The sequence below is a fragment of the Corynebacterium mastitidis DSM 44356 genome, assembly GCF_000375365.1.
Lineage (GTDB): Bacteria > Actinomycetota > Actinomycetes > Mycobacteriales > Mycobacteriaceae > Corynebacterium > Corynebacterium mastitidis.
This window is the reverse complement of the sequence record NZ_AQXB01000007.1, coordinates 164,302-180,030: the sequence shown is the minus strand read 5'-3', so window position 1 is coordinate 180,030 and position 15,729 is coordinate 164,302. Positions and strand designations below refer to the sequence as shown.

The window sequence follows — 15,729 nt, the reverse complement described above, 5'->3', positions numbered from 1 at the left end:
CTCTTTTGGTTAGATCGAGGCATGGCCGTTGAGGATCGCTTTCACCCGCGCGTTGCCGCCTGGTTTACGCGGCGCTTTGGCGCGCCCACCCCGGTGCAGGAGCAGGCGTGGGAGGCCATCGGTCGGGGAGAAAACGCCCTGGTGGTGGCGCCCACCGGCTCCGGCAAGACGCTGGCGGCCTTCCTCACCGCCATCAGCGGGCTGATCGACGCCCCGCCCGGGGTTAAGGTCCTCTACGTCTCACCGCTCAAGGCGCTGGGTGCGGACGTGGAGAAAAACCTGCGCCGCCCGATCGAGGAGATGGGCCTGGACATCACGGTGGGCGTGCGCTCCGGGGACACCCCGCAGTCCGAGCGGCGCAGGCTGGTGCGCACCCCGCCCGACATCCTTATCACCACCCCGGAGTCCCTCTACCTCATGCTCACCTCCCGGGCCGCCCGCGTCCTGGAGACGGTGCACACCGTGATCGTGGACGAGGTGCACGCCCTGGCGGGCACCAAACGCGGCGCGCACCTGGCGCTGAGCCTGGAACGCCTGGCGCTGCGGGCCTCGTTTCAGCGCATCGGGCTCTCCGCCACCGTGCGGCCCACGCGCACCGTGGCGGACTTCCTCGGGGAATCCACCCGCGTCATCGCCCCGCCAGGGCGCAAGCGGTGGGACCTCACCGTCCACGGGATCGACGTGGAGGCCTTGGCGGAGAACGTGTACCGGCGGATCATGGGCGCGCGCTCCACGCTGGTGTTCGTGAACTCGCGGCGCGCGGCGGAAAAGCTCACCGCGCGGATCAACGAGCTCTACGCCCAGGAACACGAGCCGGAGGCCCTCGCGCCGCCCCTGCGGCGCGACCCCGCCCAGTTGATGAAGACCACGGACCGCGCGGGTAGCGCTCCCACCTTCGTCGCGCGCGCCCACCACGGCTCCGTGTCCACCCAGGAGCGCGCGGACATCGAGGCCGCGCTGAAGGAGGGAACGATCCGCGCGGTGGTGGCCACCTCCTCCCTGGAGCTGGGCATCGACATGGGCGCGGTGGACGCGGTGATCCAGGTGGACTCCCCGCTCTCCGTGGCCTCTGGGCTGCAGCGCGTGGGGCGCGCCGGGCACGCGGTGGGCGCGGTATCCGCCGGGGACTTCTACCCCCAGCACCCCGCCGACCTCATCCAGACGGCCGTGATCGTGCAGCGCATGCGCCGGGGCCTCATCGAGGAGATCCGCGTGCCCGCCAACCCCCTCGACGTGCTCACGCAGCAGACCATCGCGGAGGTCTCCCAGCGCGCCACCCCGGTGGATCGGTGGTATCAGACGGTGCGCCGCGCCTACCCGTACCGCGACCTGCCCCGGGAGGTGTTCGACTCCGTGATCGACCTGGTCACCGGGTACTATCCCTCCACGGACTTCGCGGAGCTGCGGCCCCACCTGGTGCTGGAGGACGGCGTGCTCACCGCCCGCCCCGGCGCCCAGCGCGTGGCGGTGACCTCGGGCGGCACCATCCCAGACCGGGGGCTGTTCGGCGTGTTCCTCGTGGGCGGCAAGGACGGGCTGCGGCGCGTGGGCGAGTTGGACGAGGAGATGGTGTACGAGTCCCGCGTGGGCGACGTATTCACCCTGGGGGCCAGTAGCTGGCGGATCGAGGAGATCACCAAGGACCAGGTGCTGGTCAGCCCCGCCCCCGGGCACACCGGGCGGCTGCCCTTCTGGGTGGGCGACCAGGACGGCCGCCCGGCGGAGCTGGGCGCGGCGGTGGGGGCCGCGCGCCGCGACCCCGCGCCCATCCTTGAGGATCTCACCCCCGCCGCGCGCGGCGACGTCGAGAAGTACCTGCGCGACCAGCAGGAGGCCACGGGGGTGATCCCCGACGAGCGCACCCTGGTGCTCGAGCGCTTCCGCGACGAGCTGGGGGACTGGCGGGCCGTGCTGCACAGTCCCTACGGGCGCGGGGTCAACGCGGCGTGGGCGCTGGCCGTGGGGGCCGAATACGCCACGGACGAGGGGATCGTGATGCGCGCCTCCACCGAGGCCGCCCCCACCTTCGACCTCTTCTCCCTCCACGACCCAGCCTCCCAGGTGGCGGCCAAGGTGAGCGAGTCCGCGCTCTTTGCGGCGCGGTTCCGGGAATGCGCGGCCCGCGCCCTCTTGCTCCCGCGCCGGTTCCCGGGGCGCCGCTCCCCGCTGTGGCAGCAGCGGCACCGCGCGGCCAAGCTCCTTGACGCCGCCCGGCGCTACCCCTCCTTTCCCATCGTCCTGGAGACCGCCCGCGAGTGCATGAGGGACGTCTACGACCTCCCCTCCCTAGAGGAGCTGCACCGGGACATCGCCCGGGGCGCGGTGCGGGTGGTGGAGGTGACCACGAAGGCGGCCAGCCCCTTCGCCGCCTCCATGCTTTTCACCTACACGGGCGCCTTCATGTACGAGGGGGACCGCCCCCAGGCCGAGAGCCGCCTGGACTCCGCGCTCTTCTCCTCCCTCATGGGCACCACGGACCTGCGCGAGATCCTCGACCCGGACCTGGTGGAGGCGCCGCCGCGCGTGGCCCGCACCGCGGAGGAGTTCGCGGACCTCCTCCGCGAGGCCGGACCCCAGCCCGCCATCCCGGAGCACGAGGCCCTGGCCCGCGCGCTCGGGCCCCGCGCCATCCGCATCGAGCTCGCGGGGCGGCCCCACGTCGCCCAGGCCGCCGACGCCCCGCTCCTCGACCACCCCGAGCAGCTCGCCGCCCGGTGGGCGCGCTCCCGGGGCCCCTTCACCGCGGCGGAGGCCGCCGAGGCGCTGGGCGTGGAGCGCGGCGTCCTGGACGGCCTCAACCTCGCGCGCGGGCGCTTCCGGCGCGGCGTGGACGAGCTGGAATATTGCGACCCGGACGTGCTCGACCGCATCCGCCGCCAGAGCCTGGCCCGCGCGCGCCGGGCAACCGAGCCGGTATCCCAGCGGGCCTACGCGAACTTCCTGGCACACTGGCACCGGTTGGGGGCGCTGCGCGGGGTGGACGGCGTCTACGAGGCCCTGGAGCAACTCGAGGGCGCGGCCTTTACCCCGCGTGAATGGGAGGAGCGCGTGCTGCCCGCCCGGGTGGCGGACTACGCCGCGCCGATGCTCGACGAGCTGACGGCCTCCGGGGAGATCCGCATCGTGGGGGCGGGGGCGTCGGTCATGCTGCTGCCCCGCGACTACGCCCCCGAGCCCCCGGAGCTGACGCCGCAGCAGAGCGAGGTGGTGGAGGCATTCGACGGCGGGGCCTACCTGTTCCAGGAGCTCCTGGGCAAGGTGTCCCTCACCGGCACACAACTGCGCGGCACGCTGTGGTCCCTCGTGGACGCCGGGGTGGTCAGCCCCGATAGCTTCGCGCGGCTTCGCGCCCGGGCCACCGGCGAGGTCCGCAGGCGCGTCCCCGCCGATACCCTGGGCCGCTGGAGCCTCACCCGCGAGGGCGACCTCCCCTGGCCGGACCTCTGGCTGCGCCGCAACGGGGTGGTGCTGCGCGGCACGGTGGATAACTTCGCGCTCGCCTACAAGGTGCTCTCCCGCTACGAGGAGGCGGGCAAGGTGATGCGCGGGATGTTCGTGGAGGGGCTGGGCGCGGCGCAGTTTGCCGCCCCCGCGGTGATCGACGCCCTGCGTCACGCCCCCGGCGCTCCCACCACCGTGCTGGCCGCCACCGACCCCGCCAACCCCTACGGGGCCGTCCTGCCCTGGCCGCGCGGTCTGGCCCGCGCTTCGGGGGCGGTGGTGGTGCTGCGCGACGGCCTCCTGCTCGCCTACCTCCGGGGAAAATCCCTGGTGCTCCTCGGGGACCCGGCCGAGGTGGTGGCCGCCCTGGCGGGCAGCGGGCCGGTGGACAAGATCGACGGCCGCCCGGCGCTGACGCACCCGTTGCTGGCGGAGCTGCGCGCGGCGGGGGCGCGGATTACTCCCCGGGGCGTGCGGCTTTAGGCTTGCCCACTACAGTGGGCGTTATTTTTGCCCGCGCGCACGTAGCGGTGTTCTACGCTATGCCCAGCGGGAGGACGCACCGCGAGGGGCGTCCGGTGAGATAAGCGCAATCCGAACGCGCGGATTGTGGACGGGGGCACCTCGGGGGACGTCTCGCCGGAAGCATCGCGGAGGGTGGGCACGGACATACGTCGAACACACGATCGCATGAACGGCGGGATTGGTGTATCCTTGCGGGCAGGGGAAAGCTCGTGAGGGGGAAATCATGACGATCAGTTTTGCCGACGCCGCGCTGGATGCCGTGCCTGCGGAGCGCCTGGTGCCCGATCGCCCGTGCTACCTGTGCGCGTGCGGGGAGGACGCCGTGGCGCGGCGGCGCGTGCGGATGAACAGGGAGGAGCTGGCCTTCTGGGAGAGCCAGATACCGGACTCGGAGGAGGCGGAGTTCGGCCAGATCGTGGAGGCCCTGGCACCGCGCATGGGGTGCAGCCCCGCGTACGTGCGCAACCGCATCTACGCGGCCTTCGCGCTGCGCAAACTCCCGCGCCTCTACGCCAAGGCGGCGGGGGAGGGGCTCCTCGACATGGACCGGGTGGTGGGGATCGCGCTCAGCCTGCGCGGCGTGCCGGAGAAATACTGGGAGGCTATCGACGCCCACCTGGCCGAGTACCTCACCCCGTCCGTCCCCATGCAGGCCCTTCCCACGCGCCGCGCCCTGGTGCGCAGGCTGCGCTCCTTCGTGGAGACGATCCTGCCCGGCTTTTACGAGCCGGAGCCCAGGAACTTCCACATGAGGCTGCCCGCGGATCGGGCGCACGCGGTGCGCGAGGCGCTGCGGGCCATCGCGCGGCGCAGGCGGTGCACCCTCGCGGAGGCGCTCTTCCACCTGGCCACGGACGCCGGAGACTTTCGCGTGGTCCTTCACCTTCTCGGGGACAGGCGCCCCGTGCACATGGTGGGCGCGGGGGACCTCACCCAGGCGCAGGGGCGCTTCTGGGCGCGGCGGATTAACCAGCGCAGCGACCTGAACTGGAACGAGGTTCCGCGTCACGACGCCTCCGCCGCCCTCGCCGCCGCGGTGCGGCTGCGCGACGGCGGCTGCCGCTACCCGGGGTGTTCATCCACCCGCACGGAACTCCACCACGTGATCGAGTACGAGGTGGGCGGCCCCACCTCGCTGACCAACCTCGCCTCCCTGTGCCGCAGGCACCACAACATGCTGACCTTCGACGAGGCCAGGATGTTCATGACGCACTCCGGGGTCTGCCGGTGGACCTTCCGGGACGGCACCACGGTGTCCACCCTCCCGGAGGGGCCGCTGGCGCGGCCCCAGTTCGCCCGGTGGTCCTATACCTGGGGAGACTACTTGCGGCGGCGGTACCACGCGATGAGATCGTCCGTGGAGGAGTCGCCCGTATCCGGCTCTTCCTCCCCGGAGACGGCCGGGGCCAGCTCGTTGGCCTGCTTCTTGCCCAGCTCCACGCCCCACTGATCGAAGGAGTTGATGCCCCACACGGCGCCCTGCACGAAGGTGATGTGCTCGTAGAGCGCGATGAGCGCCCCCAGGGAGTGCGGGGTGAGCTCCTCCGCGAGGATCGTGGTGGAGGGGCGGTTGCCCGGCATGACGCGGTGCGGGGGGAGGTCGCCCTGCGTGCCAAAGGCCAGCACCTTGGTCTGGGCGAAGAAGTTGCCCATGAGCAGGTCGTGCATGGCCTCCTCGCCGTCCTTGGGGCGCACGAAGCCGATGAAGTCCGCCGGGATGAGGCGGGTGCCCTGGTGCATGAGCTGGAAGAAGGCGTGCTGGCCGTTGGTGCCGGGCTCGCCCCAGAAGATCTCGCCGGTGGAGTGCCGCACGGGGTTGCCGTGGCGATCCACGGACTTGCCGTTGGACTCCATGGTGAGCTGCTGCAGGTAGGCGGGGAAGCGGGCGAGATCCTGGGAGTAGGGGAGGACGGCGTGGGTCTGCGCGCCGAGGAAGTTGGAGTACCAGACGTTCAGCATGGCCATGAGCACCGGCACGTTGCGCTCGAAGGGCGTGGAGCGGAAGTGCTCGTCCATGGCGCGGAACCCCTCCAGGAAGTGCATGAAGTCCCGGGGGCCGATGACGGCCATGATGGACAGGCCGATGGCGGAGTCCACGGAGTACCGGCCACCCACCCAGTCCCAGAAGCCGAACATGTTGGCGGGGTCGATGCCAAACTCCGCGACCTTCTCCGCGTTGGTGGACACCGCCACGAAGTGCTTGGCCACGGCGGTCTTATCCCCGAAGGCGTCCAGGATCCACTGCTTGGCCACCCGGGCGTTGGCGAGGGTCTCCTGGGTGGTGAAGGTCTTGGAGGCCACGATGAAGAGGGTGGACTCGGGATCGAGGCCGTCGAGGGTGGCGGACATATCGGCGGGGTCGATGTTGGAGACGAACTCCGCGGTGATGCCCGCCGTGGCGTAGGCGCGCAGGGCGGTGGTCACCATCGCGGGGCCGAGGTCGGAGCCGCCGATGCCGATGTTGACGATCTTCTTGATCGTGTGGCCGGTGTGCCCCAGCCAGGCCCCGGAGCGCAGGGCGGTGGCGAAGTCCCCCATGCGCCCGAGGACCTCGTGGACGTCGGCCGCCACGTCCTGCCCGTCCACGGTGAGGTCGGCGGAGGCGGGCAGCCGCAGCGCGGTGTGGAGCACCGCGCGGTCCTCGGTGGTGTTGATGTGCTCTCCGGTGAACATCGCCTCGATCTGCTCGCGCACGCCCGACTCCTGAGCGAGGGCGATGAGGTCCGCGAGGGTGGGGGCGTCGATAAGGTTCTTGGAGAGGTCCACGTGCAGGCCCGCGGCGTCGAAGGTGAACTCGGCGGCGCGGCGTGGATCGGTGAACAGCTCCCGGAGATTGAGGTCGGTGGGGCGGGATTGGAGGGTCTGCCAAGTATCCATGGCACCTAGCCTAATCTGCCCCTGCCCATGCGCAGCAGGATGGCGGCCAGGGCGGGTCCCTCCTCGCCGATCTCCTCGCGGAACCGGTTGATGATGGCCACCTCGCGGGCGTGCACCAGGCGCGTGCCCCCGGAGTCGCGGCGGGTGCGGCCGATGATCCGGGATATCTCGGTGCGGCGCTTGACGGCCTCGAGAATCTCCTGGTCGAGCCGGTTAATCTCCTCGCGGTAGCGCTGGATCTCCTCGTCGGTGTTCATGGAACTATAGTGCCACGGGCGGCGGGTAGGTTGGTAGGCATCATGAACACTCTTAACGATCAGCAACGCGCCGCCGTCGAGCACATCGGCTCGCCCCTCCTCATCGTGGCGGGTGCGGGCTCCGGCAAGACCGCCGTGCTCACCCGGCGCATCGACTACCTGATGAGCCAGCGCGGCGTGCAGCCGGGGCAGATCCTGGCCATTACCTTCACCAACAAGGCGGCCGCCGAGATGCGGGACAGGCTGGGCCCCATCGCGGAGCGCATGTGGGTGTCCACGTTCCACTCGGTGTGTGTGCGCATCCTGCGCCAGCAGGCGCAGTTGGTGGGGCTGAACACCAACTTCACCATCTACGACTCGGACGATTCCCGCCGTTTGTTGGGCATGATCGCCAAGGAGATGAGCCTGGACCCCAAGCGCTTTAGCCCCCGGGCGCTGGCGGCGGCCATCTCGCACGCCAAGAATGAGCTGACCGACCCCGTGGAGGGCACGGTGCTCCAGGTGTACTCGGAGTACCAGGCGCGCCTGCGGCAGGCCAACGCCGTGGACTTTGACGACCTGATCGGGGAGGTGGTGCGGATATTCCAGGAGCACCCGCAGGTGGCGGACTACTATCGACGCCGCTTCCGCCACGTGCTCATCGACGAGTACCAGGACACCAACCACGCCCAGTACGAGTTGGTGGCCACGCTGGTGGGCAGGGGCGAGGGCGCGAGCGAGCTGTGCGTGGTGGGCGATTCCGATCAGTCCATCTACGCCTTCCGCGGGGCCACGATCCGCAACATCGAGGAGTTCGAGCGGGACTTTCCCGACGCCCGCACCGTGCTGCTGGAGCAGAACTACCGCTCCACGCAGACGATTCTGGACGCCGCCAACGCGGTGATCTCCCAGAACGAGAACCGCCGGGACAAGAGGCTCTGGACGGCCCTGGGGCAGGGCGAGAAGATCCTGGGGTACGTGGCGGACAACGAGCACGACGAGGCGCGCTACATCGCCGCCGAGGTGGACAAGCTTGTGGACGGCGGGATGAACTACTCCGACATCGCGGTGATGTACCGCACCAATAACTCCTCGCGGGCGCTGGAGGACGTGTTCATCCGCACGGGCGTGCCCTACAAGGTGGTGGGCGGCACCCGCTTCTACGAGCGGCGCGAGATCCGCGACGTGGTGGGCTACCTACGGGTGCTGGACAACCCGGAGGACACGGTGAGCATGCGGCGCATCGTGAACACCCCCAAGCGCGGCATCGGGGAGCGGGCGCAGTCCTTCATCGCCCTGCACGCGGAGCAGGAGGGCATCTCCTTCAGCCGCGCCCTGGAGGACGCCGCGGCGGGCAAGGTGGACATGCTCGGGGCGCGGGGCCGCAACGCGGTGGGCCGGTTCGTGGAGATGATGCGCGGCCTGCGGGAGAACATGTCCGAGAACGTGGGCGAGCTGGTGAGCGAGATCCTGGACGTGACGGGCTACCGCGACGAGCTGGAGGGGTCGAACGACCCGCAGGACGGCGCCCGGCTGGATAACCTCAACGAGCTGGTCTCGGTGGGGCGCGAGTTCTCCTCGGAGGCGGCGCACCGCGAGGACTTCGACGGCAGCCTCCAGGCGTTCTTGGAGCGGGTGTCGCTGGTGGCGGACGCCGACCAGATCCCGGACAGCGAGCAGGGCATGGTCACGCTGATGACGCTGCACACGGCCAAGGGGCTGGAGTTCCCGGCGGTGTTCCTCATCGGCTGGGAGGACGGGCAGTTCCCGCACCTGCGGTCCCTGGGCAACCCCAAGGAGCTGGCGGAGGAGCGGCGCCTGGCCTACGTGGGTATCACGCGCGCCCGCGAGCGCCTGTACCTCACCCGCGCCACGCTGCGCTCCGCGTGGGGAAACCCCGTGAACAACCCCCCGAGTAGGTTCCTCCAGGAGATCCCCTCTGACCTGATGGAGTGGAGCGGGGGGCAGCCCAGGAAGGCGGCGGCCCCGAGGCGCAAGAACGCCAGCCTGAGCCTGGTGGTGGGGGATCGGGTGAACCACGCCAAGTACGGGCTGGGCACCGTGATCGCGGCGGACGGAATAGGCGCACATGCCACGGTGACCATCGATTTCGGGTCGGCCGGGACAGTGCGCCTGATGTTGATCGGCGGGCTGCCGATGGAAAAGCTATAGGGTGATGCCGTGCGCGGCGAGCCACGGCACGGGGTCGATGGCGTCGCCGCCGCCGGGGTGCACCTCGAAGTGGAGGTGGGAACCGGTGGAAAAGCCCAGGCTGCCCATGCCCGCGATGGTCTGACCGGCGGTGACGCGCTCGCCCACCGCGACGGCCAGGGTAGACATGTGGCCGTAGACGGTGACGGTGCCGTCATCGTGGCGGATGCGGATCCACTGGCCGAAGCCGGAGGCGGGGCCGGAGTCGATCACGGTGCCGTCCAGGACGGCCTTGATGGGGGTGCCCTCCACGTTGGCGATGTCGATGCCCTTGTGGAAGGTGCCCCAGCGCAGCTCGTAGCCGGAGGTGAAGGCGCCGATGGCGGGGTTCACCGCGCCCAGGGCGTTGGCCACGGCCGTGGAGCCCTCCTCCACGGGGGCGGAGGAAAGCTCGGCGGGGGCCAGGGCCGCCTTGGCGGCCTCGGCGCGCTCGCTGGCGTACTTCACGGCCTTGCCGAGCTGATCCTCGATGCCGGTGGCGGGCTTGAACTCGGAGATCGCCAGGATCTGCGGGGAGGAGGGGAGGTCTTCGGAGTCGTTCGCGAGGGCGTAGTCCACGGAGTGGGAGGAGGAGTGCTGGGCGGCGGCCGCTCCGCCCGCCCCGGCGGTAGAGACAGCGCCGGTGGCGACGGCCAAGAGGGCGATGCGCCCCTTGGTGGTGTGCGAAGGACTGAATTTGTGGTGCCTACCCAACTCGTTCACTTCCATCTGTCGTTGTAACGCCACGTTAGCGAATCGTGACCTTTTCGTTATCTACGAAGTGTAACGATAGCGTTTCGATGGGAGCGGGGCAACCTGTTTTGAAATATTTCGGTTATATGCTGGCACGGTGAGCAAGAAGACGATCAACAACCGACGTCCCGGAGACTCCCGGCGCCGCGCCCGCCGCGAGGTGTCCCCGCCCGCTGCGCCCCGGGAAAGCGCAGTACAGCGCTACCTTCCCACGGTGTTGCTGCCGCACGTCGTGGTGCTTTTGACCATCGTGGTGGTGGCCATGACGGGGCTTCTTGTGACCTCAACCTCGCTGGCGGCGATGCCCGCCACGGTGGCGCAGCTCTGGCTGATCCTGAACATGTCCCCCATCCGGCTCGGCGGGATCACCCTGGGGCTGCTCCCGCTGCTGCCGTCCGCGGGCATGGTGTGGCTGCTCAGCCGCGCCCGGCCCTCCCGCAGGCTGGATGTGGGGCTGCTCCTGGGGGTGCCGCTGGCGCTGACCGGCATCGCCTGGCTCATGCTGCTGGACGCCCGCTCCGTGTACGAGGTCGATGTTCCCCCGCCGTGGGCCTTCCTTAATACCCTTCTCGTGCACGGGGCCGCGCTGCTGCTCGGCAGGCCCCGGCCTCGGTGGGCGCGCGACGCGGTGCGCTACCTGCTCTTCCTGCTCGGGGCGGCGGCCGTGGCGTGGGTGGTTGCGGTGGCCTGGAACTGGGAGCACACCACGCCGCAGGCCGCGTTGCTCAGCGCGCTCTACGTGCCCAACGCGGTGATCTCGGCGGCGGCGGTGCTGGTGGGCTCGGAGTTCCACGCCGGGGAGGCGTCGATAAGCCTGTTCAGCGTGCACCTGGTGCCGCTGCCCCCGATGCCGCTGTTCGCGGTCCCGGGGAGCGCGGGGGACTGGGCCGTGGCGCTGCTGCTGATCCCGGCGGCGGCCTCGGTGGCGCTGTGGTGGAAGCGGGTGCCCTCCTGGCGCGAGGCCGTGTACGCGGGCGGCTGCGCGGCGGGGTTGACCCTGGTGGCCACCTACCTGGCGGGCGGGGAGCTGGGCGTGTATGGCCGGGCCGGCGTCATGGAGTGGCTGGCGGCCCTGCTGGTCTTTGTGTGGGTGGCGGGCCTCGGGGTCGCGGCTGGGCTGGTGCACAAGGCGGCGGGTAGGCTGAGCGCGTGACATTCAATATTGTGGTTTTGGTTTCTGGCAGCGGGACGCTGCTGCAGGCGATCCTGGATCATCAGGGCGGGTACCGGGTGGAGAAGGTCATCGCGGATCAGCCCTGCCCCGCCCTTGAGCGCGCGGAGAAGGCGGGCGTGCCCACCGAGGTGGTGCCCATGCAGGAGGACCGCCACGCCTGGAATGTCACGCTCGCTCGCGCCGTGGGTTCCCCGGACATGGTGGTCTCCGCCGGGTTCATGAAGATCCTGGGCCCCGCCTTCCTGGAGCGCTTCGGCGGGCGCACCATCAACACCCACCCCGCGCTGCTGCCCGCCTTCCCGGGCGCGCACGCCGTGCGCGACGCCCTGGCCTACGGGGTCAAGGTCACCGGCTCCACCGTTCACTACGTGGACGAGGGTGTGGACACCGGCCCGATCATCGCGCAGGAGGCCGTGCCGGTGGAGCCGGGGGACGACGAGGCCGCGCTGCACGAGCGCATCAAGAAAGTGGAACGTCAACTCATTGTGCGGGTGCTAACCGCACAGCAACAGGAGAATCTCAGATGAGTGAAAGCCGCAAGGGCATCAAGCGTGCCTTGCTGAGCGTCTATGACAAGACCGGGCTCGTGGAGCTGGCCACCGCCCTGCACGAGGCCGGGGTGGAGATCGTCTCCACCGGCTCCACCGCCGCGCACGTGGCCGAGGCCGGGGTGCCGGTGACCCGCGTGGAGGATCTCACGGGCTTCCCCGAGTGCCTGGAGGGCAGGGTCAAGACCCTGCACCCGCGCGTTCACGCCGGGATCCTGGCGGACACCCGCAAGCCGGAGCACCTGGCGCAGCTCGACGATCTGGGCGTGGCCCCCTTCCAGCTCGTGGTGGTCAACCTCTACCCGTTCAGCCAGACGGTGGCCTCCGGCGCGGACTTTGACGCCTGCGTGGAGCAGATCGACATCGGCGGGCCCTCCATGGTGCGCGCGGCGGCGAAGAACCATCCCTCCGTGGCCGTGGTGGTCAACCCGGATTCCTACGGCGAGGTGGCCCGCGCCGCCGCGGAGGGGGGCTTCACCCTGGAGGAGCGCCGCGCGCTCGCCGCCGAGGCATTCCGCCACACCGCCGAGTACGACATCGCGGTGGCCACCTGGATCTCCGAGGGACAGTGGGTGGGCGGCTCGTACCGCCTGGCCCACGAGCTGCGCTACGGCGAGAACCCGCACCAGCAGGCCGCGCTGTACACCTCCGGCGGCGGGCTGGCGGGCGCCACGCAGCACCACGGCAAGGAGATGAGCTACAACAACTACCAGGACGCCGACGCCGCCTGGCGCGCCGCCTGGGACCACGAGGACCCGTGCGTGGCGATCATCAAGCACGCCAACCCGTGCGGCATCGCGGTGGCGAAGGACATCGCCGCCGCCCATGCCGGGGCGCATGCCTGTGATCCGCTGTCCGCCTACGGCGGGGTCATCGCCGCCAACCGCGAGGTCACCCTGGCGATGGCCGAGCAGATCAAGCCGATCTTCACCGAGGTGGTCATCGCCCCCTCCTACGAGGAGGCGGCTCTCGAGCTGCTCAAGGGCAAGAAGAACCTGCGCATCCTGGAGGCTGCCGCTCCGGAGGCGGGCAAGGAGATCAAGCAGATCTCCGGCGGGCTGCTGGTGCAAAGCCGCGACGCCCTGGACGCGCCCGGGGACGACCCCGCCGCCTGGACCCTGGTGGCCGGGGAGGGCTCCGAGGAGCTGCTGCGGGAGCTGCGCTTTGCCTGGCGCACCGTGCGCGCGGTGAAGTCCAACGCGATCCTCATCGCCAAGGACGGCGCCACCGTGGGCGTGGGCATGGGGCAGGTCAACCGCGTGGACTCCGCAAAGCTGGCCGTGGAGCGCGCCAACATGCTGGGGGAGGGCAACCGCACCGAGGGCGCCGTGGCGGCCTCGGACGCCTTCTTCCCCTTCGCAGACGGCTTCGAGGTGCTGGCTCAGGCCGGGGTCAAGGCCGTGGTGCAGCCCGGCGGTTCCATCCGGGACGAGGAGGTCATCGAGGCGGCCAAGAAGGCCGGGGTGACGATGTACCTCACGGGCGCGCGGCACTTCGCGCACTAAGCAGCTCGAGGGTGCGCGGAACGCGCTCCTCGGGCAGGGGGGTGTGGAGGACGTCGAGGGCGGCGTCGGCAAGCATGACGGCGGTGGGGGGCAGCCCCTCGCCCTGGTGGGGGGCGGTGCCGGTGTTATCGCGCATCTCGATCACGGACATGGCGATGTGGAAGGGCAGCATGCAGCGGGGGTCCCCCGCCCCCACGATGTCCGCGGCGAGGCCCTCGAAGGTGGTGCGCAGCTCCTCGCGCTGGGCGTGGTACTCCGCGAACTCCTCCGAGGAGGCGATGGGGAGCTGGTAGAGCCGCCCCACGTTCCACCGGCTCGACAGCAGCAGGCGGGACTCCGCCGCCACCAGGGACCACAGGCGCTGGGGCGCGGAGGCCTCCGTGGCCTTGAGGTACTCCGCCAGGTCCGAGGAGGGCTCCACCGTGGACTTGAGCAGGGTGAGGAAGATCTCCGCCTTGGAGGGGAAGTGGTAGTACAGGGAGGCCTGGCGAATCCCCACGGCGTCGGCGATCTGGTGCGTGGAGGTGGTGGCAAAGCCCTGCACGGTAAACAGCTCCGAGGCGGCGTCCAGGATCTCCTCGCGCGCGGTGTTGCCGCGGCGTCGCGGACTATTCTTGCGTGGGCGTCCCACGGCTCCTGCCATTGCGCTGCCTCCTTTAGCGGTTGTCCATGCTGATGTTATTGCGTGCGGCCACGGAGCGGATCACCAGGGATACCGATCGCGCCGCGGCGCCGAACGCGCTGCGCTGTAAGGCGGGCAGCTCGCGGGCCCTCAATGCGGATGGTACGCGATCCCGCCAGCGCTGCGCCTCCAGCTCCATGCCGGTGGTCCACGCCTGGAGCAGGGCCTCGCGCTCCTCCTCGGTGATCTCGCACTGGAGCAGCGTGGCGGCGGGCGCGATGAGGTGATCCTGGATGTGCACGGGGGAGTCCAGGTCCGGCAGGCCGTCGATGGTGCGCATGGTGGGCGGGCGCTGCTCCAGGGCCCGATCGAGCGAGGGCGGGGCGGGCGGGGCGGTAAGGTCCCGCGCCTGCTCCCAGAGCGCGGACTGCTCGCTGGGCCCCTCGCAGACCCACAGCAGCGGGGTGGAGGGCAGGGCCTCGCCGCGCGCGAGCGCCCCCACCGGGGTGACCGGGGTGAGGTCCGCCAGGGCGGGGGAGGCCAGCAGGCTGGTGACGATGCCGGAGTACCAGCGGGCCACCGCCACGGCGGTCTCCCCGTGGTTAAGCGCGTTGCGGGCGAGCTCCTCGGACTCCGCGATGATGCCGCGGGCCTGGGCGAGGGTGGCGCAGGCGGGGGCCTGCCGGGCGAGGTCGGTCAGCGAGGGGTGCATGCATACCAGCATAAACGGCAGTAACCCGCCCACTCGGAGAGTGGGCGGGTTAACCCGCTGTTGTGATTCTTCCCAGTTAGCGACTGGTGAACGGCAGGAGAGCCATCTCGCGCGCGTTCTTCACGGCGGTGGCGACCTCGCGCTGCTGCTTCGGGGTCAGGCCCGTCACGCGACGCGAGCGAATCTTGTGGCGATCGGAGATGAACTGACGAAGGGTGTTGATGTCCTTGTAGTCCACCGTTTCAATGCCCGCTGCCTTCAGCGGATTCTTCTTGGGGCGGCGGCTCTGCTCCACGCGAGCGCGCTTGGCGTTGTTACGCTTCATTTTCTGCAACTCCTACCAGCTGGACTTACGGACACCCGGCAGCTCACCACGGTGAGCCATCTCGCGCATGCGCACGCGGGAAAGGCCGAACTTGCGGAGGTAACCGCGGGGACGGCCGTCGTGGGAGTCACGGTTGCGAACACGAACGGGGGAGGCGTCGCGCGGCTGGCGGTTCAGCTCGAACTGCGCGTCCAGGCGCTCCTCGTCGGAAGAGTTCGGGTTCTTGATAATGGCCTTGAGCTCGGCGCGACGCTCCGCGTAACGGGCGACAATTTCCTTGCGCTGCTCATTCTTGGCAATCTTGGACTTCTTAGCCATGAATTATCGCTCCTCGCGGAACTCGACGTGCTTGCGGGCTACCGGATCGTACTTCTTCAGCGTGATGCGATCCGGGTTGTTGCGCTTGTTCTTCCGGGTGACGTAGGTGTAACCGGTGCCAGCCGTCGACTTCAGCTTGATGATCGGACGAATGTCATTACGTGCCATCTGTTAGATCTTCTCCCCACGAGCTCGAATCTTGGCGACCACGGCCTCAATGCCATCGCGATCGATGACCTTCAGGCCCTTCGTGGAAACGTTCAGGGTGATGGTACGGCCCTCGGAGGGCAGGTAGAACCGACGGCGCTGGATGTTGGGGTTCCAACGGCGCGACGTACGGCGGTGCGAGTGCGAGACGGACTTGCCGAACTGCGGCTTGCGTCCCGTGACCTGGCAAATAGCCGACATGGGTGTAACTTTCTCCTAGCCGCCCACGTCAAAGCACTAAAAGTCAGCAGACGGGGGCGAAGACGAATGTTTTTCGACAACAGCAAGAGGCAATC

Annotated in this window: 14 protein-coding genes and 1 pseudogene; 6 read left to right on the top strand and 9 right to left on the bottom strand. The window is 69.8% G+C overall.

Annotation, left to right across the window (positions count from 1 at the left end; all coding sequences use genetic code 11):
• Window positions 1-21: 21 nt before the first annotated feature.
• Complete coding sequence (locus tag B140_RS0109570; protein WP_018119141.1) at window positions 22-3,924, top strand: DEAD/DEAH box helicase; 3,903 nt, start codon at window positions 22-24, stop codon at window positions 3,922-3,924.
• Window positions 3,925-4,189: 265 nt separating this feature from the next.
• Window positions 4,190-5,134 (top strand): annotated as a pseudogene (locus B140_RS14610) (HNH endonuclease signature motif containing protein); the annotation flags it as partial.
• A 152-nt stretch (window positions 5,135-5,286) separates the two neighbouring features.
• Here the strand turns inward: B140_RS14610 and pgi are convergent.
• A complete protein-coding gene (gene pgi, locus B140_RS0109545; protein ID WP_018119136.1) occupies window positions 5,287-6,843 on the bottom strand; it encodes a glucose-6-phosphate isomerase in 1,557 nt (518 codons plus the stop codon).
• 5 nt (window positions 6,844-6,848) lie between these two features.
• Complete coding sequence (locus tag B140_RS0109540) at window positions 6,849-7,100, bottom strand: chorismate mutase (RefSeq protein WP_018119135.1); 252 nt, start codon at window positions 7,098-7,100, stop codon at window positions 6,849-6,851.
• A 42-nt stretch (window positions 7,101-7,142) separates the two neighbouring features.
• Between B140_RS0109540 and B140_RS0109535 the strand changes: the two genes are divergently transcribed.
• Window positions 7,143-9,251: a UvrD-helicase domain-containing protein gene (locus B140_RS0109535; protein WP_018119134.1), complete on the top strand. Its 2,109-nt coding sequence runs from the start codon at window positions 7,143-7,145 to the stop codon at window positions 9,249-9,251.
• On the opposite strand, the gene B140_RS0109530 is transcribed toward B140_RS0109535, so the two are convergent.
• Window positions 9,246-9,998 carry a M23 family metallopeptidase gene (locus B140_RS0109530; protein ID WP_040426386.1) on the bottom strand — a complete coding sequence of 251 codons (753 nt, stop codon included), beginning with the start codon at window positions 9,996-9,998 and terminating at the stop codon, window positions 9,246-9,248. The two genes, B140_RS0109535 and B140_RS0109530, sit on opposite strands and share 6 nt — an antisense overlap.
• Before the next feature lie 121 nt (window positions 9,999-10,119).
• Between B140_RS0109530 and B140_RS12460 the strand changes: the two genes are divergently transcribed.
• The 3 genes from B140_RS12460 to purH are packed head-to-tail and all read left to right on the top strand — an operon-like array spanning window position 10,120 to window position 13,249.
• Window positions 10,120-11,175: a cell division protein PerM gene (locus tag B140_RS12460; RefSeq protein WP_156801736.1), complete on the top strand. Its 1,056-nt coding sequence runs from the start codon at window positions 10,120-10,122 to the stop codon at window positions 11,173-11,175.
• Entirely contained in the window at window positions 11,172-11,723 is a 552-nt protein-coding gene (purN, locus tag B140_RS0109520; RefSeq protein ID WP_026166197.1) for a phosphoribosylglycinamide formyltransferase, read from the top strand. The genes B140_RS12460 and purN overlap by 4 nt, the downstream gene beginning before the upstream one ends.
• Window positions 11,720-13,249 (top strand): bifunctional phosphoribosylaminoimidazolecarboxamide formyltransferase/IMP cyclohydrolase, encoded by a 1,530-nt coding sequence (gene purH / locus B140_RS0109515; RefSeq protein ID WP_018119130.1) that lies wholly within the window; start codon window positions 11,720-11,722, stop codon window positions 13,247-13,249. The genes purN and purH overlap by 4 nt, the downstream gene beginning before the upstream one ends.
• Here purH and B140_RS0109510 read toward each other — a convergent pair.
• The 6 genes from B140_RS0109510 to rpmB all read right to left on the bottom strand — a co-directional run bounded on the left by B140_RS0109510 (window position 13,221) and on the right by rpmB (window position 15,634).
• Window positions 13,221-13,892: a TetR/AcrR family transcriptional regulator gene (locus tag B140_RS0109510; protein ID WP_018119129.1), complete on the bottom strand. Its 672-nt coding sequence runs from the start codon at window positions 13,890-13,892 to the stop codon at window positions 13,221-13,223. The genes purH and B140_RS0109510 overlap by 29 nt on opposite strands.
• Window positions 13,893-13,905: 13 nt before the next feature.
• Window positions 13,906-14,583 carry a hypothetical protein gene (locus B140_RS0109505; RefSeq protein ID WP_026166196.1) on the bottom strand — a complete coding sequence of 226 codons (678 nt, stop codon included), beginning with the start codon at window positions 14,581-14,583 and terminating at the stop codon, window positions 13,906-13,908.
• A 76-nt stretch (window positions 14,584-14,659) separates the two neighbouring features.
• On the bottom strand, window positions 14,660-14,908 hold the full coding sequence (gene rpsR / locus B140_RS0109500) for a 30S ribosomal protein S18 (protein ID WP_018119127.1): 249 nt from the start codon (window positions 14,906-14,908) through the stop codon (window positions 14,660-14,662).
• Between the two features lie 12 nt (window positions 14,909-14,920).
• A complete protein-coding gene (gene rpsN / locus B140_RS0109495) occupies window positions 14,921-15,226 on the bottom strand; it encodes a 30S ribosomal protein S14 (RefSeq protein WP_018119126.1) in 306 nt (101 codons plus the stop codon).
• Window positions 15,227-15,229: 3 nt separating this feature from the next.
• A complete protein-coding gene (rpmG, locus tag B140_RS0109490) occupies window positions 15,230-15,394 on the bottom strand; it encodes a 50S ribosomal protein L33 (RefSeq protein WP_012359793.1) in 165 nt (54 codons plus the stop codon).
• A 3-nt stretch (window positions 15,395-15,397) separates the two neighbouring features.
• On the bottom strand, window positions 15,398-15,634 hold the full coding sequence (gene rpmB / locus B140_RS0109485) for a 50S ribosomal protein L28 (RefSeq protein WP_018119125.1): 237 nt from the start codon (window positions 15,632-15,634) through the stop codon (window positions 15,398-15,400).
• Between the last annotated feature and the right edge of the window lie 95 nt (window positions 15,635-15,729).